Origin of the sequence: Streptomyces sp. RPT161, from assembly GCF_027533845.1 — a bacterium.
GTDB lineage: Bacteria > Actinomycetota > Actinomycetes > Streptomycetales > Streptomycetaceae > Streptantibioticus_A > Streptantibioticus_A silvisoli_A.
Genome location: NZ_JAPZVN010000016.1, coordinates 1 through 23,740, shown reverse-complemented (window position 1 = coordinate 23,740; position 23,740 = coordinate 1). Strand labels below are relative to the sequence as shown.

Genomic DNA, 23,740 nt, shown 5'->3' with positions numbered 1-23,740 from the left:
CGACAGAAGCCGGGCCCTTGTCGGTCCCATCGGTGAGAATCACTGCACAGCCCACGGCGAAGCTTGGAGGCAGGCGTGCAGCCCGACGACTTCTTCGTTAGCCAGCCTGGCGGATGGTCACACTGGCCCTTGAACATCAAGCTTTTGGAGGAGCTGCGCTTCGGCCCGCTCGCTGATCACGCCGATCTGGAGGTGGCGGTCGCCTTGACCCGGCTCTTGATCGATGACTTCCTCGCCAAGGGCACTCGCGGAGGTGAGCGGATGGATGATCAAGGCGTCGTCCTGGCGATCAAGGGCCACCGCTCTGTGGTGGAACGCCTGGGCCTGGAGCCCCCGCAGTGGCCCTTCCGACACTTCAGCGGCTTCTACGACTACTGGATCGCGAACGACATGAAGGGCAGTTGGCAGGCCCGGCGCGAGTGCATCGAGCACCTGCTCGGGCCCACCCGCGACGCGTTGGAGCAGTTGCAGGAGATCGAGTACGAGAGCCGCTTCAAGAAGGGGCCCGCCGGGCACTTCAAGAACCTCATCTTCGCCGCTGATGGACCTAAGCCCAAGATCGTTCTTCGGGATGCCGTCAACAACCGCGTCGAGATCGTAGAGAACGCCGAGTACTGCCTCATCTACGACCGGCCCCTGCCACCCGGCGGTCTCGCCTGGCGACAGCTGGTCGCCTGGTGGATCGAGGACCAGAACCTCGGCGTCGATGAGGCTACCGCAGCTGACTTGCTGTACAGACGCCTGTTCGCGAGCCTGGCGTCGGACCCTGAGCGACTGGTGATGCAGACCTACTGCGCCCGCTACGCGGAGCCCGACGGCTTCGAGCTACCCGCTCTGGTCCCGCAGGTCTACCTCCACTACGACCCCTACACCCGTAAGAGCGCCAAGCACTCCGGGGCCCTGGCTCGCGAGCGCATGGACTTCCTCCTCCTGACGCCGGACCGCAGCCGCATAGTCATTGAGGTCGATGGTATTCAGCACTACGCGGTACAGGCCGCGCCCAGAGAAGGCGAGAAGTTCCCCCGTTGGTTCGCCTCAACCCAGCTGTATTCCGACATGGTGGCGGAGGACCGCCGGCTCCGCCTGGACGGCTACGAAGTTTTCCGATTCGGCGGGAAGGAACTCGAAGCGGCGGGGGCACGCCAGATGCTCACCGAATTCTTCTCGGTACTCCTCGATCGCCATCAACGGCCGATTCTGTGACGAATCCGTAGCGCCAGCATCGGCTCATCCCGTCCCCGCGGCCGACAGAGCCCCCAATGGGATGTGCCAGTACCCCTTGGAGCACCCCGCTTACGACGGTACGAACCGATGCCAGCGGCGCGGGCAATCGTTACGATGTTCCGCCCGCCCTGGACCGCCTGGTGTTTGACCTGCTGGCCAAGCAGCGTGACGACAGGCCCTCCCACGCGAGCGAAGTACATGACGCCCCGATAGCTATACGGCCGATATCCGAGCGGCTGACGCCACACCGAGCCGCCCGAATTCGCCGCCCGGAGGCAGGAGGCGCAACTGCCGGACAAAGACGGACGGCGCCGCCACAATCACGGCTTTCTCCAGCACGCCGAGCGCATAGCCCAGGTAATCACCGGCGAAGAATGGAGGGCGCGGGCGCTGGCCGCATTGACACAGGCGGTAGCCGCCTGTGCCGCGTGAAAACTCCGGTTGAGCTGTTGACCAGGTCGTTTGTCTTGGGCGTAGTCAGGCGACTCGTCGGTACTCGTTGATGAGGCCGCCCAGTAGTTGGGCGCGGCGGATGCGGCCACCGTGCGGGATCACAGGAGCCGGCTGGTCGATCTCCACGGCTTGGGGAGGTCGTTGACTTAGGGATTGGTGGGGGCGGTGTTGGTTGTAGTGGTCGGTGTAGGCGTCCAGGACGGTGCGCAGGTGCCGCTCGTTCATGATGAGCATGCGGTCGGTGCACTCGCGGCGGACGGTGCCGACCCAGCGTTCCGCGAAGGCGTTCGCCTTCGGCGATCTCGGCGGTGAGAGGAGGACCTGCATGCCCGCGCCGGTGAGCACGGCGTCGAAGGCGTCGGAGAACTTCCCATCCCGGTCGCGCAGGAAGAATCGGAAGCGGTCCACCCGGTCTTTCAGGTCCATCATCAAGTTCCGCACCTGCTGGGTCACCCAGTCCCGGTTCGGGTGCGCGGTGATGCCGAGGACGTGCACCCGGCGCGTTGCCACCTCCATGACGAACAGCACATACAGGCGTCGGCAGAACACGGTATCCACATGGAAAAAGTCGCAAGTCAACAGCCCAGATGCTTGGGCTCGTAGGAAGGAGGCCCACGTGTCGCGCGCCCGCTGGGGCGCGGGCGGAACATTGCCTTGCCGCAGCACTGCCCGCACGGTGGCAGCCGAGACGGTAATGCCTAACCGGGCCAGCTCCCCCTGGACGCGCCGGTGGCCCCACAGCGGGTTCTCCCGCGCGAGGCGCAGGACCAACTCCCTTGTTTCCTCGGGTATCGGTGGCCGACCAAGCCTCTTGTGGGGGTACGTCCACGCGTCCGCGACCAACTCCCGGTGCCAACGGAGCAGTGTTGCCGGGGTGACGATGAAGCTGCTCCAGCGTTTTTTGGGCAATAGCCTCGACAGGGCTGCCAGCAGTACCCGGTCACCCGGTTCCAGCTTCGGCCGGCCGACGTGGCGTTGGAGCACTGCGAGCTGATGCCGCAGCACCAGCAGCTCGACGTCCTTGGCCGCGTTGCCCATCAGCCGCAGGCCCGCCAGTTCCAGCGACCTGCGCGCCAGGAGATAGATCCATGACCACCGCATGGACTCCGATCATCCTCGGGCCGACACCGCCCCACGCAGAGGAACCGTCCAGCTCAGCGGCCGAACCCGAGTTTTTACGCGGGACAGGCCTCAATCTCACCAATCTCGTCGCCCCGACACCCAATCCCGTCACCAATTTCATCAACACAAAACAGCAGGTCATATCCATTCTCATCAATCTCGTCACCTCGCAGCGTGTGTGAGGAGAACACCGTGACCACGACGACCGAGATCGCCCGCGCCCACGGCTACAACGGGCCCACCAACTGCCAGGACTGCGGCACCACCGAGAACGTCCACTTCGGCAGCTGGTACGACCCGAAGACCGGCGAGAGCGGCAACTTCCTCCGCTGCTGCGCCTGCGACATCAAGGCCGGCGCCAAGCTCATCGACCACGCCGACTGCGGCGCACCAATCACCGAGTTCGTCATCAACGAGTACGGCAACCCCTACAGCCAGCTCGCCCACAAGCGCATCCACGCCAGGGCGGTCGAGGCATACAGCCGCGGGCACCACGACGCCGCGCACTACCTGAACCTCGAAGGACAGGCGGCACACGAGCACGCTCTGTCCGCCGTGCTCGCCGAAGTGGGCCGCTCCTACGCCGCAGCCGCCATCAACCAGGTCGTACACACCCTCGCCAACAAGCTCGACGAGGACACCTTCACGGCGCTCGGCGACATCGCCACCACTCTCGACCTGGAAGTCGTCGAGGACCTCGACGGCGCCAACGGCACAGGCGAGGACGAGGCGGGGCCGGAGGTGCGTGTCTTCCACCGCGCGGACGGCTGGGTGTTCTCCTTCGAGCCAGGCAAGCAGCCCTGCACGATCAACCGCGTGCCCGAGAGCGAGGGCAGGCAGAGCTGCTCGGCCACAGCTGTGTGGAAGCTCGTCCAGCACCGGCCTGGTCCTCACTCTCAGCACTTGGTGTGACGGTCACCTGCCCGCCGAGCACCGGCACCTCGCCCAGGGCGCCGACGCCTGACCCGCGCGCAACCAACCGGGCCCGCGGCATTCGGGCCCGGCACCTCACCAGCATCCACGAAGGACACCGTCATGGAACAGACTTCGCTGTTCGGAGGGCCCACCGCAGTCAGGCCGCGACCCGTCCACCCGCGTCGCAAGCGGTGGCCCACCACCGTCCCCGACCACAACGGCATCTGCTGGCGCCAGCCCGGCGGCTACCGCGTCTGCGACCACGACCACGAGCACCAGATGCACGTCTACTGGGGCCGCTGCCGCTCCGGCAAGCGCTGGTTCTGGGCCGCGACCGCCGTCTCGATCGGAGCCACCGACGCCGCGGCCGAGCACGGATGGGCCGACAGCGAAGACCAGGCCGCCACCGCCGCCCGTACCGCAGTCGTCCGCCTCGCCGCCGGACGGACCGCCTACGCCACTATGCGCGTCGGAGCCGCGACCAGCGTCCTCAAGCGCGTCAACGCCGCCAAGCGCAAGCAGCGCCCAGCATCCGGCATCACCGACACCGGTGAAGTCGAGTACCTGTACGGCACCTACACCGGCGAGAACGCCAACGGGTACCTCGAAGACCGCGTCGTGTCCTTCCGGATCACGAAGAAGACCCCGAAGCGGATCTACTACATCCGCCACCACCACGAAGGCGAGGACCCGGAGATCGGGTTCGTCAACCGGCAGGACATCGAGGCCAAAGGCGAGGCGCACAACCGTGCGCGCGGCTGGTGGGCCGCCGACTTCCACCTATACGCCACTCCGCCCGAGGTGAATCGGCGGCCCGCCTACCGGCGCGAGCCGGAGCCGGACCTCAAGCAGCTCAAGGCCGCGATGGCCTCATCCCACCCCGACCGCGGCGGCACGGATGCCGAGTTCATAGCTGCCCGTGCCCGGTACGTCGCCGCCAAGCGGAAGGCAGGACACCGATGACCAACGTGAACGACATAGTCCGCATCAAGATCGAGGAAGCCCGCCGCAAGGTCGAGGCCGCCCGCAAGCGCCGCACCGAACTCGACGCCGCCCGCCAGGCCGGCCTCGCCCGACGGCACGCCGCCAAGCTCCGGCACCAGGCCGAGACCGACCAGACCGCCATGACCAACACCTCGGAGGGCCAAGCGTCATGACCACCGTCGTTTCGCTCGCCCAGCGAGCCATGAACAAGCCATGCGAGACCTGCGGCCGTGCCGTTGGCGATCCGGAAGCAAGCGGGCCCAGCCCGTACTGCTACGACTGTGGCCGGTACATCGAGCCGACGTCCGACAGCCCGCTGCAGGCTGAGTACGACTACATCGCCCGCACCGCACCCGACGAGCAGGCCGCTTGGCTCCGCGACCAGTTCCACCTCGTCTCGAAGGAGACGAGCCGGTGACCCGCCACGATCTCCTGCTTCTCTTCCTCGGCGCGCTGCTCGTCCTCCTCGCCCTGGCCAGCGTCGAACTCGCCGCCGAAATCCGCTGGCGCCGCCGCACCCGCCGCCAGGCCGCCGCCGAGGTCGACACCAGGAAGGCCGAAGCATGACCCGCCCCGTCAAGGTGCCGGTGGTCCTGCTCCACTGCCCCAGCTGCCGAACCGCCCGCCGCTGCAAGCCCATCGGAGTCGCCACCATCGGACGCCGCCGCCGCGAGGTTCTGGAGTGCACCGCAGACGACTGCGGACTGCAGTGGGTACCCGCCCGCACCCACATCCCGAACACGGCAGAAACGGCGGCCTGATGCCGCACATCAGGAACGCCGCAGCCTCGCGCGTGCGCGCGCGTGGGCACCACCCCCAGGTCAGGAGCTAAAAGCCATGCCACGAGTGATCATCACCGTTGACCGGCCCCCGCGTCACGACCCGAACCCAGGCCCGAAACCGGGCACGCTCACCACCGCCCCTCCCGGGTGGCCCGTGCTGTACGTCGGCCGCGGCTGGCGCGCCGGATTCGACGAGCTGATGGACATGGCCGTCCGGCTGCAGTCCGTTCCCACGGTGGAGATCGAGGGGATGACCCAGGCCGCTGCTCTGCGCGCCCGTAAAGCCCTGAACACCTGTTGGCGGCTGCTCAGCTACCGCCAGGCCGGGCGCCTTACGGGACGGCTCGCCGAGCTGGTCGACGAGTACGCGCCTACGGATCCGTAGGGCACCTGTCGCACAACCCCGACCAGTCCAACCCATAGACCAGATTGGAGAACCATGCTCGCCAACCCTGAACCGCTCGTCGTCACCGGCACGTTGCTGCGCACGTCCGGAGCCGCGCAGGTCGCCGTCGCCGACTGCCCCAACTGCTCTGCAGCGCACCGGCATTTGGCCGTGGGGCTTCGCACGGCGCCGTGCGGGGCCACCTACATCGTCCGTATCCCGGAGGCCCGCACGGGCCTGTCGGTCGCTGCCTGACCACCACGCAGAAACGTAACGCCATGGCGGAACTGATTCGAGGCACGTCCGTTCTCCTCACCGGGTCCGACGTCATGTACGTCGCTGATGTGCTCGCTGCGGCGCTGAAGGCCCGCGCCCAGCGGGACGGCGGGGTTCCGCCACGGCTGCAGGAGATAACGAAGATCGTGCAGGCTGCAGCCCTGCAGTACCGGATCGAGCTGCTCGCAGGTTCCGATGCCGGAACGGAAAGGTTCCGCAACGAGGCACTTGAGGCAACCTGCGTCACGTCAGCCAGCAGGTGGCTGAGCGTCGAGGAGACAGCGGAACGGCTCGGAGTCTCCACCGGGTTCACGCGACGCCTCTGCCGCGAGGGGACGCTGCGAAGCGTCAAAGCGGCAGGGAACGCGTGGCTGGTGGATGAGGTAGCGGTTCTGGAGCGCCTCGGCGAACGAACCAACGAAGCAGCGTGAGATGAGCGGGTCGTCACCGAAGACGCAGAAGCCGGGCCGAGAGCGACCGAGTAGGCGTGCCCTGCGGGTCGAGGCCGAGGCGGACGAGCTGGCGGATGAGACCCCCGAACCGTATGAGGTCGGCATAGCCCGATGGCGTTCCGCGATCGCGACGCGCTACGCCCGGAGCAGGCCGGCCAGGAACACGACCGGAGGGAGGTGAGTAATGGCCGGAGCCGAGATGTTCACGGTGATGGCGGTCATCGAGGCCCGCGACAAGATCTCGGCCACGCTGGAGAAGGCCGAGGCGCACGTCGACCAGTTCACCAACTCGTTGCAGCGCATGGCAGGGGTCTCCGAGGAGTCCGGCGCGCGGGTCGACGAATCCCTTCTACAGACCGCATCGGGTGCTGACGCCCTCGATCTGGCGTCCGCCCGGGTCGAAGCCACACAGGCCAAACTCGCCGCCGCGACCCGCGAGCAGGCCGTGGCTGAACAAGAACTCATCGACGTACAGCGCCAGGTCGCCGCGGGTGAGCTGGATGCGGCCGAGGCTGCGGACAAGCAGGCCGCGGCTTACGCTCGGTTGCAGGCGGCGGAGCGTGATGCCGCCGCCGCTGGCAAGGAACTCGGCACGGCCCAGAAGTTGCAGGCCGACACGGCGGAGGCCGCGGCTGCGAAGACCGACGCGGCGTCTGTTTCGCAAGGCCGGTTCAGTGGCGCGATGGCCAGGGGCAGCAGCCTGATGGCCGGTGCCACGAAGGCCGCCGCGTACACCGGTGTGGCGGTGGCGGCGATCGGCTATGAGTCGGTCAAGGCCGCCACGAGCTTTCAGACGCTGACGACGCAGCTCGTGACGACCGCAGGTGAGGCTCCGTCGGCGCTGAAGCAGGTGCAGGACGGCATCCTCAACATCTCCAACCAGACGGCCACCTCCGCCAACAGCCTGGCTCAGTCGATGTACGTGGTGGAGGCGTCGGGCTACAACGCCGCGCACGGTGGTCTGGACGTCCTGAAGGCCGCGACCGAGGGCGCCCGGCTGGAGAACTCCGACTTCAAGACAGTGGCCAACGGGGTCACTGACATCCTGAAGGACTACCACAAGGGTGCTGGCGATGCCGCGAACATGACCAGCCAGTTGGTTGTCGCCGTCGGCCACGGAAAGGCGAACTTCCAGCAGTTCTCTGCGGCGTTGAGCAACATTCTGCCGATGGGCTCGGCCGTGGGCCTGAAGTTCAACGACCTCGCGGGTGTGCTGGCGGAGATGACCTCGCACGGCGTCACCGCGCAGAGGGCGTCGCAGAACATGGCGAACGCCATGCGGTCCTTGGAGAACCCGACGTCAGTGATGACGAAGGAGTTCAAGGCCGTCGGCATCAACGCCCAGGACGTTCAAAAGCACCTCAGCAGCCAGGGCCTGGGCGGCACCATGCAATGGCTCTCCGGCCTCGCCAAGGACAACGCAGCGAGGCTCGGGCAGACATACCCTGCTGCTTTGGCGAAGCTGATGGGCACCTCAGCTGGCCTCAGCGTCGCCTTGATGACCACCGGGGAGAATGCCCGCGACACCAACAAGGCGATCAAGGACATCGGTCAAGCCTCCGCGGACTCCAAGGGCAACGTACAAGGCTTTGCCCAGGTGCAGCAGACGCTCGGGTTCAAGATGGACCAGGCGAAGCAAGCGATCCACAACACCGGTATAGCCCTGGGCACCGCGCTGCTGCCGATGGTCACCAGGGTCATGGAGGCGGTGAACAAGATCCTGGTGCCGATCGCCACATGGATCCAGAATCACCAGAAGCTCGCCGGTTCGATCCTGACGGTGGTTGGCGCGACCAGCGGACTGATCCTCGCGGTCGTAGGGGTCGTGAAGGCCATCAACCTGGTCCAGGGCGCGTTCAAGCTGTTGGCCGCCAACCCAGTGGTCGCGGCGATAACCCTGATCGTGATTGCCCTGATCTACGCCTACAGCCATTTCAAGGCGTTCCGCGACGTCGTCAACGAGGTGGCGAAGTTCCTCGGCGGCGTCTTCGCCCAGGCATGGCACGCGATCGGTGCGGTCATCTCCTGGTTCTCCAAGAACGTGATGCCCGAGGTGCGGAAGGTAATCCAGGACGTCTTCAACTGGTTCCAGGCCCACAAGCAGGTGTTCGTCGACGCCTGGAACGACGTGGTCAAGGCCGTCGACGGGCTGGTGAAGTGGTTCAAGACGAATGTTCTGGACTGGGTGAAGGCCCGCGTCGCCGAGCTTGTGGACTGGTGGCACCAGCACAGCGCCCAGATCAAGGAAATCTGGGACGCCCTATGGGCTGCGGCGAAGACCGTCGTCAAGGTGTGGTGGGACGGCTACATGCGGCCGACCCTGTCGGTCATCAAGTCGGTGTGGACCACCGTGTGGGACGCGATCCGGGACGCGCTGAAGGTCGTATGGGCTGCGATCTCCGGCATTGTGACCACAGCTATTCACCTGGTGGAGAACACGATTTCTCTCGTCCTCGACGTGATCACGGGCAAGTGGGGGCGGGTGTGGGGCGACTTGAAGCGGCTGGTCGGACAAGCCCTCCATGACATGGTGAGCACGATCACGTCCATCGCTTCCGGTTTCGGGGACCTGCTCTGGGACGCCGGAGCGAACATCATCAAGGGCCTGATCAACGGCATCAGGTCGATGATCGGCGGTGTCGGTAACGCCATCGGCGACGTCGTCAACGAGGTCAAGTCGTTCCTGCCCTGGTCTCCGGCGAAGAAGGGCCCGCTGTCCGGGAATGGCTCGCCGGCGATCGGTGGTCGGAACATCGTTCGCCAGATGGCGCAGGGCATGACTAGCGGCACCGGGTACGTGCAGGCCGCCATGGCGACGGTCACCGGCGCGGCCGCCCGGGGAGTCGTTCCGGCTGGGCTGTCCCCTTCCGGGTTCTCCTACGGCACGCCAGGTCTGGTCGGAGCCGGGGCGGGCGGAGGGTCGACGATCGTGCAGAACTTCGACTTCCGCCAGGCGCACGTGATGAGCGAGAGGGATATGGACCAGCTCGTCAACAAGATCGGCACCCGTGTGGCGACCACGCTCCTGCCTGCGGGTGGCGTCAGGATCCGGGGGTAATCGCCAGTGTCCGCAACCTCGTTCATCCCCGCGGGTCCGCAGATCGGCCTCGGGCACACGCTGGACGCCACCGCGCCCCGCCCGTTCATCATCATCGACGCCGACCGGCCGGTCCTCGAAGTCGAGGACGGTGCCGCCGACCTCGCCGGGTGCGGCTGCGCTAACCGCCCGTACCTGTACCGGGACGCGTTCGGCCGCGTCGAGCGCGTGCTCATCGAGCATGAGGCGGGCTGCCGGTGGTACGCCCAGCTCGACAAGTGCCGCTTGCCACTGACCTTTCCCGAAACGACCAACCCCGAAGGGGGACACCATGCGCTTGCGTAAGAGTGCGCCGACCGCCGAGCCGGTAGAGCAGGACGACCCCGCCGAGGACACGGAGCTGGTCGACGAGACGACCGCCGTCCGCGCCCAAGCGGAGCAGGCCCGTGCCGACGCCCACAGGGCGCGTGCCGAGGCCGAGACGCTGGTCGCCACCGCCCGCGCCGAGGCGCAGCGTCTGGTCGCCGAAGCCGAAGCCGAAGCCCGAACGCTCTCCGCCCAGGCGCAGCAGGCCGAGCGGAACGCTGCCGCCTTCGACGAGCGGGCTGGCTACCTTCAGCACGCCGACCAGTTGCGCGGCCGGATCGAGGACGCGGAGCAGCAGGCGACCGAGCTGCGGGCCGAGGCCGATGACGTCGCCGAGCAGATCGAGGCTCTGACCGTCCGGCTCGACGAGCTGGGGGAGCAGCGGGAGGACACGACCACTGCCCTGACGGCCGCTCGGGAGGCCGGGGAGGTCGATTCGGTCATCAAGCACCGCAACCAACTCGCTGCGGTCGACGAGGTCGTCAAGGTGCTGACCGGCCAGCGGGAAGCCCTGCAAGGCCGTTTGCTGGCGATCGGCGGACCTGACGACCCCGCCGGGGAACTTGCCCAGGTGCTCACCCAGGCCCAGGCTGCGCGTACCGAGCTGCGCCGCATCCGCAACGCCCTCGATCCCGAACGCATCGAGGCCCAGGTCGACGAGCTGCTCGACGTGCTCCAGGCCCAGGTCGCCGACATGACCCAGCAGCCGGCCACGCCACGGCACACCATCCACGACCTTCGGCCCGTACCCACGAATCAGGAGAACCCTGTGAGCACCCGCAAGAACGCCCGACTCCTCAAGGCCGAAGCCGCGGACCAGGTCGCCGTGTACGACGTGAGCGGAAATCTCGTCGGCCTTGTCGACCCCAAGCACGTCATCCCCGTTGCGGACATGGACGACGTCACCAAGCAGGCCGTGGCCGTCGAGGTGTTCCAGCAGATCCAGAAGCGCGCGAGGCGCTAATCCCCAAGCCCCTCGCCGATGTTCTTCTTTCCGTCGGCGGGATGCCCAGCCCCGGCATGTGGTTGGGCAGCGCCCCGCCCCCGGCGACTCCGGTCCGGGTGGCGGGGCGTTGTGCACGTTCGAGAGGAACATCCCCATGGATCCGATCAGCAGGAAGCGCCACACCCCGCCGCCGGAGCTGGGCCCGCTGCTCGCCGCGGCCCGGCAGCGGTCCGGGCTCGGCCTGCGGGAGACGGCCCGGCGCGCCGGGCTCAACCACCAGTACCTGCAGCGGCTGGAGACCGGACAGCGGGTGCCGTCGATGTCGGTCGCGAAGGTACTCGCCGAGGTGTTGGCGCTCGACGAGGCGGAGCGGGCGGTGTTGCTCGCCGCGGCGCTACCCGACGCCGGTCGGGACTACCCGGGCAGGCGTCGACCGGGGTCGAAAATCGGCACGCGGACCGGTGCCCATGGACACCAACTCGCTACAGAATAATGACCCTTATCCTGTAGTCATGACGCTGCTTCCCGCGCCCCGCCCAGTAGTTGAACCCGCGACAGTTCCGGCGGCCAGCCTGCGCGGCACGCCGCCCGCGTCCACCCCGACCGCCCTCGTCGAACTCCTCCGCACCGCGGGTGCCGCACCCACTGTCATCGAGGCGACCGGCACATGGCTGATGGCCCGAGAGTCCGAGCACTCGCGCACTGCCTACGCCAAAGACGCATCCTGGTGGCTTTCCTGGTGCGCGGCCACCGGCACCGACCCAGCCGCCGCCCGTGCGATCCACGCCGATCAGTACGGCGCCGCCCTGCGCGAGGCCAAGCTTGCCAAGTCGACCCGCGGCCGTCGCCTGGCCGTCGCCTCATCCTGGTACGCATACCTGGTGCGCGCCGAGGTCGCCGAGCGCAACCCGTTCGCCGGGATGGACCGCCCATCAGCCGACGTCGACTCCTCGCCCACCCGTGGCCTGACCGCCGAGCAGCTTGGCGCGCTGCTGGCACACGCCCGCGCACACGAAAGCCCGCGCACCTACGCCTTGTTGGCTGTGCTGGCCACGACCGCGGGCCGGATCGGCTCGATCCTCGCCGTGACCGTCGGCGCCATGGGGCAGGACCAAGGGCACCGCGTGCTCGACCTGGTCGTGAAGGGCAACAAGACGAAGCGCGTCGTGCTGGTGCCGCTCGCCGTCGAGGCGCTGGAGACGTACCTGGGTACGCGCGGGGAAGTCGCCCCGGACGCTTACCTTTTCGCCACCAGCAACGGACGGCCGATGGACGAGCCGGCCGCTCTGCGGACGCTGCGGCGGGTTGCGAACGCGGCCGGGATCCCGCACGCCGACCAGCTCTCGCCCCACAGCCTGCGGCACAGCTATGCCACTGCGCTGCTCGACAAGGGCGTGCCACTGGCGGACGTCCAGGACGCCCTTGGGCACGCTGACCCGCGCACCACTCGCCGCTACGACCGGGCCCGCGGCGCGCTGCACCGTTCGCCGAGCTACCGGCTCGCAGAGTCCCTGACGCAGGCCATGAACACGACCGGGTAGCCGCACGCAGCGCGTCTCAGTTGCTCATCCGTGTTGCACGGTCCGCGGTGTAAGCGTCGTAGGCCTGCGAGTCCAGGACGCGCACGGGCATGCGGGAGCGGACCGGCGGCATACCGTCCGCTGCAAGCGTCACGACGAGCGCGCCATCCTTGCCTGCCTGCGCCAAGCGCATGCCATCGAGGTCCAGCGCGGGGAGTGCCCGCGACCACTGCCCGTGAACGATGCTGTCGGTCCCGCCGTCCCACTGGAGAGCCTGAATTCCGACCGTGGTGACGAACAAGACCGCATTCCACCCGCTTGGCGGCTCAGCCATCCCGTAGAGGCCTTCGAACTCGATGCGGACGCCTGGATTCTTGGCTGCGTAGACGCTGGCGTTGTGCAGCGTCACCGTGGCCCGCGTCTGCTTGTACGACCTGATCTGCAGCCACCCCTCGGAGTCCGGGTCCTCGCGGGCCAGGAAGACCGGCTGGTTCGGGAAGCTGAAGTTGAACGTTATCTCGATGCTCAGGTCCGGGCGCCCACTGGCAGCCAAGTACGCCAAGAGCGCCACCACGCCAGCCACAGCGACGAGCAGCCATGAGGCCGCGGCGATCACCGTGTTAATGATTGCTACCTGATCGTCGGTGTGAAGGCCGAACTTCCATCCGCCGAAGGCCACGCCGCACAGGGCTCCAGGACCAACGGCCACGGCGACGACAGTCAGGATGGCAATCCAGACCCGTAGGTCCCGAAGGCGTTTCATGGAGAGCAGGGTAGGGCGCGGCCAAGTAACACCAGAAGTTGAACCGTCACGGTCTGGCAACAACGGCCCGCGCTCGGTACACGGCTGCCACAGTTACCACACTTCATCTCCACCAAGGGGGCACCTGTGACCGTTCCGCCATCGCCTCCCGCCGCGCCGCCGAAGAAGCGGAGCCTGGCAAAGGGCTGCGGCATCTTCGCTGCCGCGATCGTGGGCCTGTTCGTACTGTCTGCCGTCGTCGCGGGAATCGCTGGCGGGGGAAAGAACGGCACGGCCAAGACCGAGGCCAAGTCGTCGGCGCCAGCAGCATCGAAGCCGTCACCCGCGACGAGCCATCGTCCCGCGTCGACGCCCGCCAGTAGTACACCGGCTGCGAACAAGGCGAAGCCGTCCTCGTCGTCGGCGGATAAGTGTCCGCCCACCCGGGACGTCCTCGTTTGGATGAAGGTCCCCGGCGTACCCGACAGTGCGCAGGAACTGGGGAATTACAGCCAGATGGACTGCGAGCCCACGTTCCAGTGGCTCCAGCACACGTCACCGACCGAGGCAGGGGACTGTACGGAAGCGGCGTGGGCGAGCGACAACCCGGGTTACAACGTCGATGCCACCCCGGCCCCGCGCCTGAAGAAGGTGCAGATGGTGGTCGGCCCCGCCTGCTGAGGGCGACAGACGCCCCCTGGGCTTACGCTTGCTCTGGTGATGCCGGGCCTGATTCCTACTACGGGCGCGTGTGGGTGCTCCGGGCAGCACCTGGGCATGACGAAGGCCCCGGCCGGACGTGAATCCGGCCGGGGCCTCGTACTGCCCGGGTGACGTGCCTCCGCCAGCTGGTCACCGGGCAGCCCCGCCGCCCCCGGGGGTTCGCCTGGATGGGCAGGGGCGGCGGGAGTTTCGCGGCGATCTCGGTTACTGGTCGAGCAGTTCGACCTCGATCGCGAGGGCGCCAAGGGCTTCCTTCTCCGCGGGGTAGATGCTGCGGATGTTGACCAACTGCTCGTCGCGGCTCGCGGTCGGGTTCACGTTCGACGGGCCCTCGCCATCGAGGAGTGCCTCGAAGTCCTGGTAAGCGGTGACCCGCTTCACGCGCACGTCGCACGTCTCGTCAGTGCCCTTGATCCGGAAGCGGATCACATGCCCTACGGCTAGATCTTCGAGGTGGGGATAGCGCACACGCACCTCGATCGTCTTGCGCCCAGAGGCAACCAGATCGAAGTAGCGGCGGTAGAGGTTCAGCTCGTGGACGCGAGCGGCGGTTCCGGTCATGGGGCGTGAACGCTCCTAGCGGCTGGTGTGGTCATCAAGCGGCCAAGCTCGGCGGCCGAGTACGAGCGGAAGAAGTGCCGCGGGTCGGACAGCAGCACCTCGGCCAGCATGAGCAGCCGCTCGGCGTAGTCGGCAGATGAGCCGGGCCACAGTCGGGAGTCGAGCATCCACGGCTCGGCGCCCGGGGGCAAGCTGGCATGACCCTCACGGATGAGGGACTTCGACAGCTTCGCTCCGGCGTCCGTGACCACCTGCGGGCAGAACAGCCGGGCCGGCAGCTGGCCACTGGTGAGACCAACAGCCTGCAGTGCACCGTCGACCAGGTGCGAGCCGAACACCCAGTCGCCACCCTTGACCATCACATACAGCCTGCCGCCGTGGTCGGCGAGGGCAGCTTCCTTGACCAAGTTCCGGTACAACGTGGCGAGGTCGAGGTAGCCACCGCCGCCTGGTTGGACGTCGACGCTGTACGCGCCGTGGTGCAGGCACACCGCGCTGACCCTGGCGTGCTCCGGCGAGACCATGCCGACCTGGGTCCGCTCGGCGTGCTTCTCAGCCCAACCACACCCCGTCTCCGGGCACGGGATGCGCACGTGCGGGGTGCCGCTCGAAGGTGCCAGCCACCAGCGGGCGGCTTCGACGCGCCGCAACAGCCGTAACCAAGTGCGCCGGTAGTGCTCGCTGGCCTGCTGCGTCGAGTAGGTCTCGATGCGGCAGGGGACGCGCAGGCGGTTGGCCAGCGCGGAGAACAGGGGCCGGTACAGGGTGTTGACCGAGTCGAGGATGGCCTGTTCGCCGAGGGCCTGGGCGTAGGCCCGCTGGTACGAGTGGCCGGTAGCGGGGTCGGAGACGATCTCGTAGGGCGCATTATCCAGTGCGCTGAACACCACCTCGACGGGGCGCCCGAACCGCTCCCGGACACGGGCAGCTGCGGCGAAGGTCAGGGACTGCACGAGCGAAGTGCCGATGTGCGGCGCGCCGTTGATCTGCGTGCCGACCACGAACACGATCCGCTCGGGCTTGATGTGGACGATGCGCGGTGTGAGGACGTCCTCAGCGCTGGTGAGCGCATTGGCGAGCACGGTGTTCGGTGAGGCGGGGTAAAGGTTCACCGATCAATCGCCTTCCATGAGGTAGGTGGGAGTTCGTCATGTTGTGATCGCGGTCCCGTTTGGGCACGGCCTCTGTACGTAGGTGCCGTCCGGCAAGCGTTTTTCGCCTTGGCAGGTCTCGACCCAGCCGCCGAGATGCAGCACCTTGCGGGTGAACAGTCCGCGGGCTGCGTCGTCGCGGGAGAAGCGGTGCCAGTCGTGGACCAAGACCACGCGGGGGACGTCGGTGCCAGCTGCCCGGATGGTGTTGAGCATCAACCCGAAAGCGGGGCGCTTGTCGTTGGTGAGGGCATCGTCGCCCTGGTCAACCCACCAGCCCGCGATCCGCCATCCCTTTTTCTCCGCGTACTCGGCGCAGGTTTCAAGGCGCATAAGCAGCATGTCGCGCGCTAGCGTGGCGTGCCGGTCGTACACGAACACGAGAGCGTGCTGGCTTGCGTCTCGTGGGGGCTCCAACGCCTTGGCGCTCACGCAAACGTCCTTTCCTACTACGCTGAGTTCCTGCCTGTCGCTGTGCTCCGACGGTAGAAGCCAGCAATCAGCGCTAGAAGCGACCGCGAGTACGGGTACAGCCGCGGACCACAACCCCAGGGGGACCGCCATGCCGACTAGAGCGCGAACAACCCCGACTGCCGGTCAGGGAACGACCAGCCGCCCGCGTAGCGGCCTCATCTCGGGCTACGTATTCCGGCTCATACGCGAGCAGCTCGACCTCACGCAGGACGGCCTTGCGGAGCAATTCGCGGTTTCGATCGACACCATCGCCGGATGGGAGTCTGGACGACGCCCGCTCACCGCGGTTCCCGTCGGGCAGATGCTCGTCCACCGCCACCGGCTTTTGCACCTGGGCACCCCACCCGCGTTGCTGCTCGCCCTTGAGCGGGCCATGGAAGCCGACGTGTTGCTCGCCAGTGCGCTCGACGACAAGCCACCAACGGCAGCCGCCGATCCGTTCGGGGCCTGGGTGATGCAGCGAGACCTCGTCGAGATCCTGGCGTGGCCCCTGAGCAACCATCCACCCGCGTTTGCCAGGGAGCTGCCGAAGCCACCGCGCCCGCGGCGCGGACCTGTAGCGGCCGGTCCGGAACTCCCCGCGGACGAGCGCCGGCGGGTCTTCGACCGGCTGCAGCAGACAGTCGAACAGGCCCGAAATCCCGACCAGTTCCTGCTGCGTCGGCAAGCGCTCTACCTCTCCGGGTACGACGGGCGCCCGGAAGCCGCGGAATGGCTCACGCGCCAGCAGCGCAAAGACCCCGGGGCAGACTGGCTGTCTCAGTGGCTTACTGCTCGCTCTCTGGCCTCCGTGGCAACCCGGCACGGTGACCGGGAGCGCTTAGCGCACTTCGTGCAGCAGCAAGTTGACGACGACAAGGCCGAGGCGGCGAACCTCAACTACTGGGCCTACTGGGTGGGGGAGACGCAGCAGATCGAGGTCACCGACGCGTTCATGGCCGCAGGCCGCCCCGGACCATGGCCAGGCCGGAAGCTCCTGCATCACCTGATCACGCGCCTCGACCCCCGCCACGGGTACACCGATCTGTACGTGCACACCCTGTGGGCGCTCCTCGCCGCGCGCCCCGACCTTCTGCGGGATGGCGCCCCGGCACAGCTGCGGGAGCGACTTCCGGTGATGTTGGATAGCCGGGAGGTCTCGGCATCAGCACGCCGAGAACTCGACAGCATCCGGTACGCGATCCGCCTCGCTGAGGCGTGAGAGAAGAGGCAGCTGTGGGCGAGGACCTGACGGCGGTGGCGCACTTTCTGTTTGAAGCGGGAACGCTCAAGCAGGCCCGTCGCACTGGCTGGTGGATGGCGGGAGTACGTGACCCGGAGAGCGTCGCGGAGCATGCTTGGCGGACATCCCTGCTGGCCTCGGTGATCGCCACGCTGGAGGGTGCCGATCCGGCGCGATCAGCGCATCTCGCGGTGTGGCACGACTCCCAGGAATCCCGGACCGGTGACGTGAACCACCTGGCCAAGAAGTACGCGCCATCTGCTGACCCGGAGGCGGTGACGGCCGACCAGGTCGCGGGCATGCCGGAAGTGCTTGTCCGCGCGGTGCGTGCGACCGTGGCCGAATACGAGGCGAAGGAGACACCAGAGGCGATCTGCGCGCGGGACGCGGACAAGCTTGAGTGTCTGCTGCAGGGCATCGAGTACCGGGCGCAGGGTTACGAGGCAGCGCAACGGTGGATCGACAACAGCCGCGGCAGGCTCGTCACGGAGACGGCGAAGCGCCTTGCGGACGAACTGCTGTCCATGGGGCCCCTGGATTGGCTACGGACAGCCATGGGGGAGAAGCCGAAAGGCGAATAACCCCGCCAGCCTGGAACGCGCGAGGCCCCGCACCGGATGATCCGGGCGGGGCCTCCTGGCGTCAGATCCACTCGTCGGGCCAGCCATCCCGCCAGATGAACTTCTCCGCGGCCTCGCCGGACAGTTCGAGGCCCGCCAAGGCAGACGGCCCCGCGGAGGCGATGGCTCGGACGTATTCCACGTCGGCGGTCACCAACGTGACTTGTGCCCCGTCGTCGTCAACAGCCAGTAGGAGACCGTAGCCGTCCGGCACCGGCCGGAGCCCGGCTACCTGGCAGACGCGGCGATATCCGGCCGTCCCACCGAGATCCTTCGGTGTGGCGAATGCGATTTCACGGGCGTGCAGCATGAGCTGACCTCCTCGGCAGCAGGGTGATCGGAATTCTTACTGCTGGGGCGAACCTTTGGAACCGCTCGCGTTCTTGAACTTGTTGGCGGCCCATCCGGCGGCGAGGACCAGGCCGACGAGGGTGACGCCAATGAACGGGAGGTTGGCGCCGAGGGTGCCTAGGACGCCGATCAGCGTTCCGCCAGCGACGACCACGACGGCGCACACTCCGGCGGTGCACACGGTGACGACGGCCAGGACCAGGATGGTGACCACGATCATGTCGCGGAGCCACTGCGGCATCGAGGGCTGCGCCGCGGGCATCTGCACGGTGACGACCTGGGGCTGCGGCTGCGGCGCGTACACCCACTGACCGGACGGCAACTGAACCGGCTGGAGCGGGGCGCCAGGGACGGTCCCGGGGATGACATTGGCGGGCTGCACCGGCTCGGGCAGCGGGTTCGGGTTCATGATGGGTGTTCCTGCTCTCTTGAAGGGGTGTGGGAGCCCGGGGCGGCCGACGTGCTTGCCGGCCAGACGGCCGTCCCGGGGCGTGGTCACAATTCGGTGCGGCGGATGGCCTTACCGGCCTCCGGTCTTGTTGCTGAGCAGTTCGCTCAGGCCGGTGGTCTGCGCGGCGGCCCATCGGTTGTCGTGGACGAGTTCGGCGGCCTCGCGAAGTTCCCGGGCGGTCGCGATGTGGGCGGCGGCGCGGTGGGCGTAGGCCTCCTGCTGAGCGGCAGGCGTGTCGGGCCGGTTGGCGAGCTGGAGCAGCCGCTGGGCCTCGCGGATGTGGTCGGCAACGGTGGTCGGTTCGTTCATGTCGTCCTCCTTCGGGCCGGGCGGGCTGTCCGGCTCTCCGCAGCCCCGGGCGTCTGTCCGGGGCCACAGGCAGCCGTCAGACCGCTCACCACCAGCTGCGCTGCTGCCGCTTGAGCGCCTTCTGCCGGGCCTTCTCGACGGCCTCGGCCTTCTTCGCCTCGAACGTGGCTTGCTTGGCGGCCTGTTGGGCGGCGCGGCGGATCGTGGCCTTGTCGGCTTCGCGGCCGGCGGCCTGCTCCAGGATTCGCTCGACGCGCTGTTCCAGGCGGCCGGTGCGCTTGCCGCGGGTCTCGCGGTAGGCGATCCGCACGGCCAGGGCGGTGATCTGCGCGGCCTCGCGGTGGTTGACGTCGTCGCGGTCGTTGATCGGCATGGCGGGTGACTCCTTCAGGGATCGAGGAAACGGGAAACACGGGGGTGCAGAGCAGGGCTGGACGGCCCCCTCTACCGGCGCTACTTCGCAGGTCAGCGGCCTTTACCGGGGGCGCTACCGGGGTAATGAGCCCCGTCTACTTCGCGGGGTGGGTAGCGGGGTGCCGGACGGTGTCGAAGTAGTGGGGTGGGTAGCGGCGGGGGCCTCTACCCACCCGGGTCAGGCGACGGGCTGGAGCAGTTCGAGGGGGACGGCGTCCTCGATGTCGCGGCGCTGGTATCCGGCCCGGTTCACGTTGTTGATCTTCACTTGCTTGCTGGATCGCTTCACCCCGGCCGCTTCCAGCTCCTTCGCGAGGCGTTCGGCGTCGTAGTCGCCGTAGGTGTTCTCATCGAGGCGCACCAGCGCGTCGAGCAGGTCCGTGGTGAACATCCGGATCGAGTGCTTCATCGCGTCGAGGACGTCGGAGATGATCGCCGGGACGGTGACGCCCTGCTCGTCGGCACGGGTGACGTAGTCCTCGGCGGCCTCGCCGGTCAGCTGGCCGTTCGCTTGGCGCAGCGCCCTGCCCTTGCCGCAGACCTCGGCGAACGCCGGACCGTCGAGGTAGTCGGCGAGCACGGTGACGAACGATGCCGGGCCGGTGACCAGCACCCCAACGCCCTTGTGGTCCTCGGACAGGACCGAGGCGTCCGCGCCCTGGGCGGCCTTGCCCTTGCCCAACACCATGTCCGAGCTGGTCTGGTCGACGACCTGCGTCGAGTACCGGATGGTGATGATCTCCCGCAGCTTCGTCGGCACCGACTCGGCGTCCGGCCTCTGCGAGGCGAAGTTGCAGATAAAACCGGCAGCCGGGCCGCGGCGGGCGATCCGGCACAGGTCGTTGATGACTTGCTCGCGCTCGTCCTTCTCCAGCGCGACCAGGAACTCCTGCAGCTCGTCGATCGTGACGAAGATCCACGGCAGCTTGTAGCGCTCCTGAACCTGACGGGTCAGCTTGCCCTGCGGGCAGATGCTCGTCGGCAGCGTCCGGAAGAGAGCGAAGCGGCGCTCCATCTCCGCCAGCAACTCCTTCAGCATGGCCTTGAGCGCTTCCAACGCGTCGTCCTCGGCGCCCATGACCAGGCGGTGCGCCACGGCCCGCGTGGGCATCCAGTCGGCGCCGCCCTTGCCGTCTGCGACGTAGTGGCGCACCCACGGATCCAGCAGGCCAGCCACCGTCAGCAGCCGCTGGCTGAAGGTCTTCCCGCGCCGTGGCAGGCCCCCGAAGAACATGGATTGCCAGATCACGGGCACGTTGATGCGGTTGCCGCGGGCGTCCCGGCCGAACGGGATCGGCTCCCACACCGAGAACCGGTCGAGCTTGAGCAGTGGGGAGTTGTTCTCCGGCTCACCGTCGATCAGGTACGGGTCGTCGTCGGCCACCCACATCGACACCCGCCCCGCGTGGCCGCCCTTAGCCGCGCGCACCCGGGACATGATGACCTGGATCTCATCGACGCCCAGTTCAGCGGCGATCGTGGTCCGTTTGGCGAGCACGTCCGCGGCAGTCTTCCCGCCGCCGCGCGGCAGGTCGAAGACGACCGACCAGCCATTGCCCTCCCGCAACGGGCCCATGACACAGGTGACCTTCGGCCCTTCGTCCTCGCCCTTGCCCGCCTTGAGCAGCCCGGCGGCCCGTAGCGCGTCGTTGAGCTGCTGGGCGGACATGTCGATACGCAGCGGGGGAGTGGCCTCGTCGAGCAGCTGCGAGGAGTCGCCCCAGCCGAGCGTGGCCAGGCCACCACACAGCACGCACGACGTCATGATGTCGACGCCGAGGGACGCCCAGGCCAGCACAGCTGCCCCCGCGGCGGTACCGGCCAGAGCGGACCCGAACCGCCAGCGGCGGGCCTCGGTCCGGGTACGGTGCGCCATCTGGTGCCGGATCGCCAACTCGACGTCCTCCGGCCGGGCCTTGACCTGCTCGGCCAGCGCCTTGACGGTCTTGGAGTGGTCCGCGGCGGACAGCACCGGCCACAGAGCCCGGCCGCCCCGCCAGGTGCCGCGGGCGGTCAACCACGCGAGGCGGATCGCGTACTTCGGGATCCGCACCGAGTGATAGCGGGCGTGCCACCAGGTCAGCTTGGCGAACGCGCCGGAGTTGGCGCGCACGCTGGCCCAACTCCGCGCCCATGCGGGGAGAATCGGGGCGTCGGGGACGGTCAGCCAGTCCGCCAGCTCGTTGTCCGGCCGGTCGACGGCTTCGACGATCTCCTCGGCAGCAGCGACGACCGCGTCATCCGGTGCGGTGTCTTTGATGAGGCTGACGGGTTCAGCGAACGTGGTCACGCGTAGCCCCCTTCCATCTTCGGCTTGTCGGCCGCAGGCTTCTTCGCGTCGCGGGACAGGACGGTGCGGACGTAGTTCGGTTCGACATCGAGGCCGTGCCGATCGCGGACCCACAAGGCGATGTCGACGGCGGGCGCATCAGGTCCGAGAGCTGCTTCAGCGGACCGGATCGCGGCGCTTTTCGTGATCTCCGGCAACTCCGGCGCACCACCGCCGACCTGGGGCGCATCATGATGCGCATCACCCGCATCACCGCGTTCGACGGTGACCTCTGGCGGCCGGGTACCGAGGACGAGAGCGACCTGAACCGCGTTGACGACCACGCCGTAGCCGATCAGCAGTGAGGCCAGCTCCGCGGGGGGCATATCGGGCTGCGCATCATGCGCGATGCGGATCGCCTCGGCCGGATCCATGGAAGCGAAGTGTTCCCGCAGCCGCTCCGACGCGCTGTACCGGTCGGCACTGGCCTCCTTGGGGGAGGGCTGTCCGGCGCCCTCGATGTGGGCGACTGCCCGGGACTTGACGGCCTTTCCGGCACGGTGCGGGGCCAGCAGCCACGCCCATCCGCCGAACGCGGGCAGCCGGTAAGGCTGCTCACCCAGCTCGGCCCGCTTGGCGGCACGGGGGCCGGCCCAGGACATCTCCGAGACGGCCAGCAAACCGATGGTCGGCACCGCGAAGAAGACCGCGGCCGGGATTCCGCCGCCGATCAAGTTGGAGTGCGTGATGTTGAGGTACACCGACACGCTCGCCATGAACAAGGCGGTCAGGCGCGCCCCGAACGCGCTGCGGCCAGCAGCCGAGGCTTCCGAGGCAAGGTGCAGGCAGGCGTAGGCGATGCCGTCGAACACGGCGACAGCGGCACCCGCGATGACCTCGGGGGCCTGGTAGTGGCGGGCGACGGCGTACAACGACCAGCCGGTGGTGGCGATGGCGGCGACCGACACGACGGTCAGCGCCAGGCGCCAGGCATTGCGGTTCATGCGGACCTCCGCGTCGGGATCAGGGGGGAAAGACCGGCGTGTTCGGCCTGGATCCGGTACGCCTCGCCCTCCTCGGCCTCGTGCCGCAGGAACTCGCCGTACTGGCGGGCCTCGTCGAGGTGGGCCATGCCAAGGTCGAACCGCAGGCGCTCGGTCATCTGCTCGCGACGCCCGGGACGGTGGGCCTGTACCGCGTGCACGAACTCGTGCACCAGATAGTCGGTCAGCCGCGGGTCACCAACGGCCTGACGGGTGACGATGACCAGCACCCCAGCGGGGGCCAGCAGCGTGCACGCCAGACCGGTACGGGCCTCGCGCCACATGCACAGCCCGTAGAGGAACTGGCCCAGCCGCGGCGCCCGGCCACCCACGACAGCGGCAGCGGTACGGGCCGCACAGCGGGCGAGTTGAAAGCGGGTGGCGACAGCGATGCAGATGGGCGGCAGCGGCTCACCCAGGCGCGCCTCAACAAAGCGACGGGCAACGGCGGCAGCTCGCTCCAGCCGTTCCGGCACGGTGGTGACGGTCCTCATCACAGCCACCCCCGCATCCGCTGACGGCCGGAGCGAACAACGATGACGGCCAGCGCGGCGGCGAGCAGCCACGGCTTGCCCAGCGCCCAGGACACGGCCGCGATGGCGAGCACGGGCACCGCGGCGGCGAGGAACGCGGCCAGGTGGGGAAAGTGGACGAGCAGGGCCAGCAACAGGCCCAGGGCGACGTACTTCATGTCAGGGAGTCCTCTGCGGGGGAGTAGGGGCCCCGCCCGGCGTGCGGGCGGGGCACGGTGCGAGTCAGAGCGCTTCGGAAGAGTTCGCCCAGTACCAGGCCCGGCCGACGTCACCCGCCGGCTCGAACGGCCCGTCGGGATCGAGGTCTTGGCGCGGCGTCGGCAGGGCGGGCGGCTGCGGGTCGGTGACCGGGGTCGGTGTGTTGTCCGGCCACGTCATGCCGACGGGGTGAGCCTCGGCGGAGTGCTGCAGGCCA

The 23,740-nt window shown here is 68.1% G+C and carries 33 protein-coding genes; 19 read left to right on the top strand and 14 right to left on the bottom strand.

What is annotated here, in order from left to right:
- Positions 1-75 precede the first annotated feature (75 nt).
- Positions 76-1,203, top strand: a complete 1,128-nt coding sequence (locus tag O5O46_RS25760; RefSeq protein WP_269857961.1) for a hypothetical protein — start codon at positions 76-78, stop codon at positions 1,201-1,203.
- 498 nt (positions 1,204-1,701) lie between these two features.
- Here the strand turns inward: O5O46_RS25760 and O5O46_RS25755 are convergent, their stop codons facing one another.
- A complete protein-coding gene (locus O5O46_RS25755; RefSeq protein WP_269857960.1) occupies positions 1,702-2,778 on the bottom strand; it encodes an integrase core domain-containing protein in 1,077 nt (358 codons plus the stop codon).
- Between O5O46_RS25755 and O5O46_RS25750 the strand changes: the two genes are divergently transcribed.
- The 15 genes from O5O46_RS25750 to O5O46_RS25680 all read left to right on the top strand — a co-directional run bounded on the left by O5O46_RS25750 (position 2,766) and on the right by O5O46_RS25680 (position 12,483).
- Positions 2,766-2,981 (top strand): hypothetical protein, encoded by a 216-nt coding sequence (locus O5O46_RS25750; RefSeq protein WP_269857959.1) that lies wholly within the window; start codon positions 2,766-2,768, stop codon positions 2,979-2,981. The genes O5O46_RS25755 and O5O46_RS25750 overlap by 13 nt on opposite strands.
- Positions 2,982-2,991: 10 nt before the next feature.
- Positions 2,992-3,711, top strand: coding sequence for a hypothetical protein (locus O5O46_RS25745; protein WP_269857958.1), 720 nt, complete (start codon positions 2,992-2,994; stop codon positions 3,709-3,711).
- A 123-nt stretch (positions 3,712-3,834) separates the two neighbouring features.
- Positions 3,835-4,677, top strand: coding sequence for a hypothetical protein (locus O5O46_RS25740; protein ID WP_269857957.1), 843 nt, complete (start codon positions 3,835-3,837; stop codon positions 4,675-4,677).
- Positions 4,674-4,871: a hypothetical protein gene (locus O5O46_RS25735; RefSeq protein WP_269857956.1), complete on the top strand. Its 198-nt coding sequence runs from the start codon at positions 4,674-4,676 to the stop codon at positions 4,869-4,871. The genes O5O46_RS25740 and O5O46_RS25735 overlap by 4 nt, the downstream gene beginning before the upstream one ends.
- Positions 4,868-5,116, top strand: coding sequence for a hypothetical protein (locus O5O46_RS25730; protein WP_269857955.1), 249 nt, complete (start codon positions 4,868-4,870; stop codon positions 5,114-5,116). Before O5O46_RS25735 ends, O5O46_RS25730 begins: the two co-directional genes overlap by 4 nt.
- Positions 5,113-5,265, top strand: a complete 153-nt coding sequence (locus tag O5O46_RS25725; protein WP_269857954.1) for a hypothetical protein — start codon at positions 5,113-5,115, stop codon at positions 5,263-5,265. The genes O5O46_RS25730 and O5O46_RS25725 overlap by 4 nt, the downstream gene beginning before the upstream one ends.
- Positions 5,262-5,459 (top strand): hypothetical protein, encoded by a 198-nt coding sequence (locus O5O46_RS25720; protein ID WP_269857953.1) that lies wholly within the window; start codon positions 5,262-5,264, stop codon positions 5,457-5,459. Before O5O46_RS25725 ends, O5O46_RS25720 begins: the two co-directional genes overlap by 4 nt.
- A gap of 76 nt (positions 5,460-5,535) precedes the next feature.
- Positions 5,536-5,865, top strand: coding sequence for a hypothetical protein (locus O5O46_RS25715; RefSeq protein ID WP_269857952.1), 330 nt, complete (start codon positions 5,536-5,538; stop codon positions 5,863-5,865).
- 54 nt (positions 5,866-5,919) lie between these two features.
- Positions 5,920-6,120 carry a hypothetical protein gene (locus tag O5O46_RS25710; RefSeq protein ID WP_269857951.1) on the top strand — a complete coding sequence of 67 codons (201 nt, stop codon included), beginning with the start codon at positions 5,920-5,922 and terminating at the stop codon, positions 6,118-6,120.
- Positions 6,121-6,143: 23 nt separating this feature from the next.
- Positions 6,144-6,572: a helix-turn-helix domain-containing protein gene (locus tag O5O46_RS25705; protein WP_269857950.1), complete on the top strand. Its 429-nt coding sequence runs from the start codon at positions 6,144-6,146 to the stop codon at positions 6,570-6,572.
- Positions 6,573-6,777: 205 nt separating this feature from the next.
- The gene (locus tag O5O46_RS25700) at positions 6,778-9,651 is read left to right on the top strand and encodes a phage tail tape measure protein (protein ID WP_269857949.1); all 2,874 of its coding nucleotides are present in this window, start codon (positions 6,778-6,780) and stop codon (positions 9,649-9,651) included.
- Positions 9,652-9,657: 6 nt separating this feature from the next.
- A complete protein-coding gene (locus O5O46_RS25695; RefSeq protein ID WP_269857948.1) occupies positions 9,658-9,975 on the top strand; it encodes a hypothetical protein in 318 nt (105 codons plus the stop codon).
- Positions 9,962-10,960, top strand: a complete 999-nt coding sequence (locus tag O5O46_RS25690; RefSeq protein WP_269857947.1) for a hypothetical protein — start codon at positions 9,962-9,964, stop codon at positions 10,958-10,960. Before O5O46_RS25695 ends, O5O46_RS25690 begins: the two co-directional genes overlap by 14 nt.
- Before the next feature lie 136 nt (positions 10,961-11,096).
- Positions 11,097-11,435 (top strand): helix-turn-helix domain-containing protein, encoded by a 339-nt coding sequence (locus O5O46_RS25685; RefSeq protein ID WP_269857946.1) that lies wholly within the window; start codon positions 11,097-11,099, stop codon positions 11,433-11,435.
- A gap of 19 nt (positions 11,436-11,454) precedes the next feature.
- Complete coding sequence (locus O5O46_RS25680) at positions 11,455-12,483, top strand: tyrosine-type recombinase/integrase (protein ID WP_269857945.1); 1,029 nt, start codon at positions 11,455-11,457, stop codon at positions 12,481-12,483.
- Between the two features lie 16 nt (positions 12,484-12,499).
- On the opposite strand, the gene O5O46_RS25675 is transcribed toward O5O46_RS25680, so the two are convergent.
- Positions 12,500-13,225 carry a hypothetical protein gene (locus O5O46_RS25675; protein ID WP_269857944.1) on the bottom strand — a complete coding sequence of 242 codons (726 nt, stop codon included), beginning with the start codon at positions 13,223-13,225 and terminating at the stop codon, positions 12,500-12,502.
- Between the two features lie 126 nt (positions 13,226-13,351).
- Between O5O46_RS25675 and O5O46_RS25670 the strand changes: the two genes are divergently transcribed.
- Positions 13,352-13,885 (top strand): hypothetical protein, encoded by a 534-nt coding sequence (locus tag O5O46_RS25670; RefSeq protein WP_269857943.1) that lies wholly within the window; start codon positions 13,352-13,354, stop codon positions 13,883-13,885.
- 246 nt (positions 13,886-14,131) lie between these two features.
- Here the strand turns inward: O5O46_RS25670 and O5O46_RS25665 are convergent, their stop codons facing one another.
- The 3 genes from O5O46_RS25665 to O5O46_RS25655 are packed head-to-tail and all read right to left on the bottom strand — an operon-like array spanning position 14,132 to position 16,071.
- Positions 14,132-14,488: an ASCH domain-containing protein gene (locus tag O5O46_RS25665; protein ID WP_269857942.1), complete on the bottom strand. Its 357-nt coding sequence runs from the start codon at positions 14,486-14,488 to the stop codon at positions 14,132-14,134.
- Positions 14,485-15,600 carry a hypothetical protein gene (locus tag O5O46_RS25660; protein ID WP_269857941.1) on the bottom strand — a complete coding sequence of 372 codons (1,116 nt, stop codon included), beginning with the start codon at positions 15,598-15,600 and terminating at the stop codon, positions 14,485-14,487. Before O5O46_RS25660 ends, O5O46_RS25665 begins: the two co-directional genes overlap by 4 nt.
- 36 nt (positions 15,601-15,636) lie before the next feature.
- A complete protein-coding gene (locus O5O46_RS25655) occupies positions 15,637-16,071 on the bottom strand; it encodes a recombinase family protein (protein ID WP_269857940.1) in 435 nt (144 codons plus the stop codon).
- Positions 16,072-16,201: 130 nt separating this feature from the next.
- Between O5O46_RS25655 and O5O46_RS25650 the strand changes: the two genes are divergently transcribed.
- Both O5O46_RS25650 and O5O46_RS25645 read left to right on the top strand, forming a co-directional pair.
- Positions 16,202-17,314, top strand: a complete 1,113-nt coding sequence (locus tag O5O46_RS25650; RefSeq protein WP_269857939.1) for a helix-turn-helix domain-containing protein — start codon at positions 16,202-16,204, stop codon at positions 17,312-17,314.
- A gap of 14 nt (positions 17,315-17,328) precedes the next feature.
- On the top strand, positions 17,329-17,916 hold the full coding sequence (locus tag O5O46_RS25645; protein ID WP_269857938.1) for an HD domain-containing protein: 588 nt from the start codon (positions 17,329-17,331) through the stop codon (positions 17,914-17,916).
- A gap of 61 nt (positions 17,917-17,977) precedes the next feature.
- On the opposite strand, the gene O5O46_RS25640 is transcribed toward O5O46_RS25645, so the two are convergent.
- The 9 genes from O5O46_RS25640 to O5O46_RS25600 all read right to left on the bottom strand — a co-directional run.
- Complete coding sequence (locus O5O46_RS25640; protein ID WP_269857937.1) at positions 17,978-18,265, bottom strand: hypothetical protein; 288 nt, start codon at positions 18,263-18,265, stop codon at positions 17,978-17,980.
- A 36-nt stretch (positions 18,266-18,301) separates the two neighbouring features.
- On the bottom strand, positions 18,302-18,715 hold the full coding sequence (locus tag O5O46_RS25635; protein ID WP_269857936.1) for a hypothetical protein: 414 nt from the start codon (positions 18,713-18,715) through the stop codon (positions 18,302-18,304).
- Positions 18,716-18,826: 111 nt separating this feature from the next.
- Complete coding sequence (locus O5O46_RS25630; protein WP_269857935.1) at positions 18,827-19,066, bottom strand: hypothetical protein; 240 nt, start codon at positions 19,064-19,066, stop codon at positions 18,827-18,829.
- A gap of 85 nt (positions 19,067-19,151) precedes the next feature.
- On the bottom strand, positions 19,152-19,439 hold the full coding sequence (locus tag O5O46_RS25625; RefSeq protein WP_269857934.1) for a hypothetical protein: 288 nt from the start codon (positions 19,437-19,439) through the stop codon (positions 19,152-19,154).
- Positions 19,440-19,658: 219 nt separating this feature from the next.
- Entirely contained in the window at positions 19,659-21,770 is a 2,112-nt protein-coding gene (locus tag O5O46_RS25620) for an FtsK/SpoIIIE domain-containing protein (protein ID WP_443072623.1), read from the bottom strand.
- Positions 21,767-22,753, bottom strand: a complete 987-nt coding sequence (locus O5O46_RS25615) for a hypothetical protein (protein ID WP_269857933.1) — start codon at positions 22,751-22,753, stop codon at positions 21,767-21,769. Before O5O46_RS25615 ends, O5O46_RS25620 begins: the two co-directional genes overlap by 4 nt.
- Positions 22,750-23,286: a hypothetical protein gene (locus tag O5O46_RS25610; RefSeq protein WP_269857932.1), complete on the bottom strand. Its 537-nt coding sequence runs from the start codon at positions 23,284-23,286 to the stop codon at positions 22,750-22,752. The genes O5O46_RS25615 and O5O46_RS25610 overlap by 4 nt, the downstream gene beginning before the upstream one ends.
- Positions 23,286-23,483: a hypothetical protein gene (locus tag O5O46_RS25605; protein ID WP_269857931.1), complete on the bottom strand. Its 198-nt coding sequence runs from the start codon at positions 23,481-23,483 to the stop codon at positions 23,286-23,288. The genes O5O46_RS25610 and O5O46_RS25605 overlap by 1 nt, the downstream gene beginning before the upstream one ends.
- 64 nt (positions 23,484-23,547) lie before the next feature.
- Positions 23,548-23,740, bottom strand: a 193-nt coding sequence (locus tag O5O46_RS25600) for a hypothetical protein (RefSeq protein WP_269857930.1), incomplete at its 5' end; no start/stop codon positions are given.

What these genes read in the sequence shown, in the direction of transcription:
- O5O46_RS25690 (WP_269857947.1), top strand. Translation starts at nt 9,962, where the DNA reads ATGCGCTTGCGTAAGAGTGCGCCGACCGCCGAGCCGGTAGAGCAGGAC.
- O5O46_RS25755 (WP_269857960.1), bottom strand. Translation starts at nt 2,778, where the DNA reads ATGCGGTGGTCATGGATCTATCTCCTGGCGCGCAGGTCGCTGGAACTG.
- O5O46_RS25625 (WP_269857934.1), bottom strand. Translation starts at nt 19,439, where the DNA reads ATGCCGATCAACGACCGCGACGACGTCAACCACCGCGAGGCCGCGCAG.
- O5O46_RS25750 (WP_269857959.1), top strand. Translation starts at nt 2,766, where the DNA reads ATGACCACCGCATGGACTCCGATCATCCTCGGGCCGACACCGCCCCAC.
- O5O46_RS25630 (WP_269857935.1), bottom strand. Translation starts at nt 19,066, where the DNA reads ATGAACGAACCGACCACCGTTGCCGACCACATCCGCGAGGCCCAGCGG.
- O5O46_RS25635 (WP_269857936.1), bottom strand. Translation starts at nt 18,715, where the DNA reads ATGAACCCGAACCCGCTGCCCGAGCCGGTGCAGCCCGCCAATGTCATC.
- O5O46_RS25710 (WP_269857951.1), top strand. Translation starts at nt 5,920, where the DNA reads ATGCTCGCCAACCCTGAACCGCTCGTCGTCACCGGCACGTTGCTGCGC.
- O5O46_RS25680 (WP_269857945.1), top strand. Translation starts at nt 11,455, where the DNA reads ATGACGCTGCTTCCCGCGCCCCGCCCAGTAGTTGAACCCGCGACAGTT.
- O5O46_RS25640 (WP_269857937.1), bottom strand. Translation starts at nt 18,265, where the DNA reads ATGCTGCACGCCCGTGAAATCGCATTCGCCACACCGAAGGATCTCGGT.
- O5O46_RS25650 (WP_269857939.1), top strand. Translation starts at nt 16,202, where the DNA reads ATGCCGACTAGAGCGCGAACAACCCCGACTGCCGGTCAGGGAACGACC.
- O5O46_RS25665 (WP_269857942.1), bottom strand. Translation starts at nt 14,488, where the DNA reads ATGACCGGAACCGCCGCTCGCGTCCACGAGCTGAACCTCTACCGCCGC.
- O5O46_RS25720 (WP_269857953.1), top strand. Translation starts at nt 5,262, where the DNA reads ATGACCCGCCCCGTCAAGGTGCCGGTGGTCCTGCTCCACTGCCCCAGC.
- O5O46_RS25740 (WP_269857957.1), top strand. Translation starts at nt 3,835, where the DNA reads ATGGAACAGACTTCGCTGTTCGGAGGGCCCACCGCAGTCAGGCCGCGA.
- O5O46_RS25610 (WP_269857932.1), bottom strand. Translation starts at nt 23,286, where the DNA reads ATGAGGACCGTCACCACCGTGCCGGAACGGCTGGAGCGAGCTGCCGCC.
- O5O46_RS25715 (WP_269857952.1), top strand. Translation starts at nt 5,536, where the DNA reads ATGCCACGAGTGATCATCACCGTTGACCGGCCCCCGCGTCACGACCCG.
- O5O46_RS25705 (WP_269857950.1), top strand. Translation starts at nt 6,144, where the DNA reads ATGGCGGAACTGATTCGAGGCACGTCCGTTCTCCTCACCGGGTCCGAC.
- O5O46_RS25700 (WP_269857949.1), top strand. Translation starts at nt 6,778, where the DNA reads ATGGCCGGAGCCGAGATGTTCACGGTGATGGCGGTCATCGAGGCCCGC.
- O5O46_RS25735 (WP_269857956.1), top strand. Translation starts at nt 4,674, where the DNA reads ATGACCAACGTGAACGACATAGTCCGCATCAAGATCGAGGAAGCCCGC.
- O5O46_RS25685 (WP_269857946.1), top strand. Translation starts at nt 11,097, where the DNA reads ATGGATCCGATCAGCAGGAAGCGCCACACCCCGCCGCCGGAGCTGGGC.
- O5O46_RS25730 (WP_269857955.1), top strand. Translation starts at nt 4,868, where the DNA reads ATGACCACCGTCGTTTCGCTCGCCCAGCGAGCCATGAACAAGCCATGC.
- O5O46_RS25605 (WP_269857931.1), bottom strand. Translation starts at nt 23,483, where the DNA reads ATGAAGTACGTCGCCCTGGGCCTGTTGCTGGCCCTGCTCGTCCACTTT.
- O5O46_RS25675 (WP_269857944.1), bottom strand. Translation starts at nt 13,225, where the DNA reads ATGAAACGCCTTCGGGACCTACGGGTCTGGATTGCCATCCTGACTGTC.
- O5O46_RS25615 (WP_269857933.1), bottom strand. Translation starts at nt 22,753, where the DNA reads ATGAACCGCAATGCCTGGCGCCTGGCGCTGACCGTCGTGTCGGTCGCC.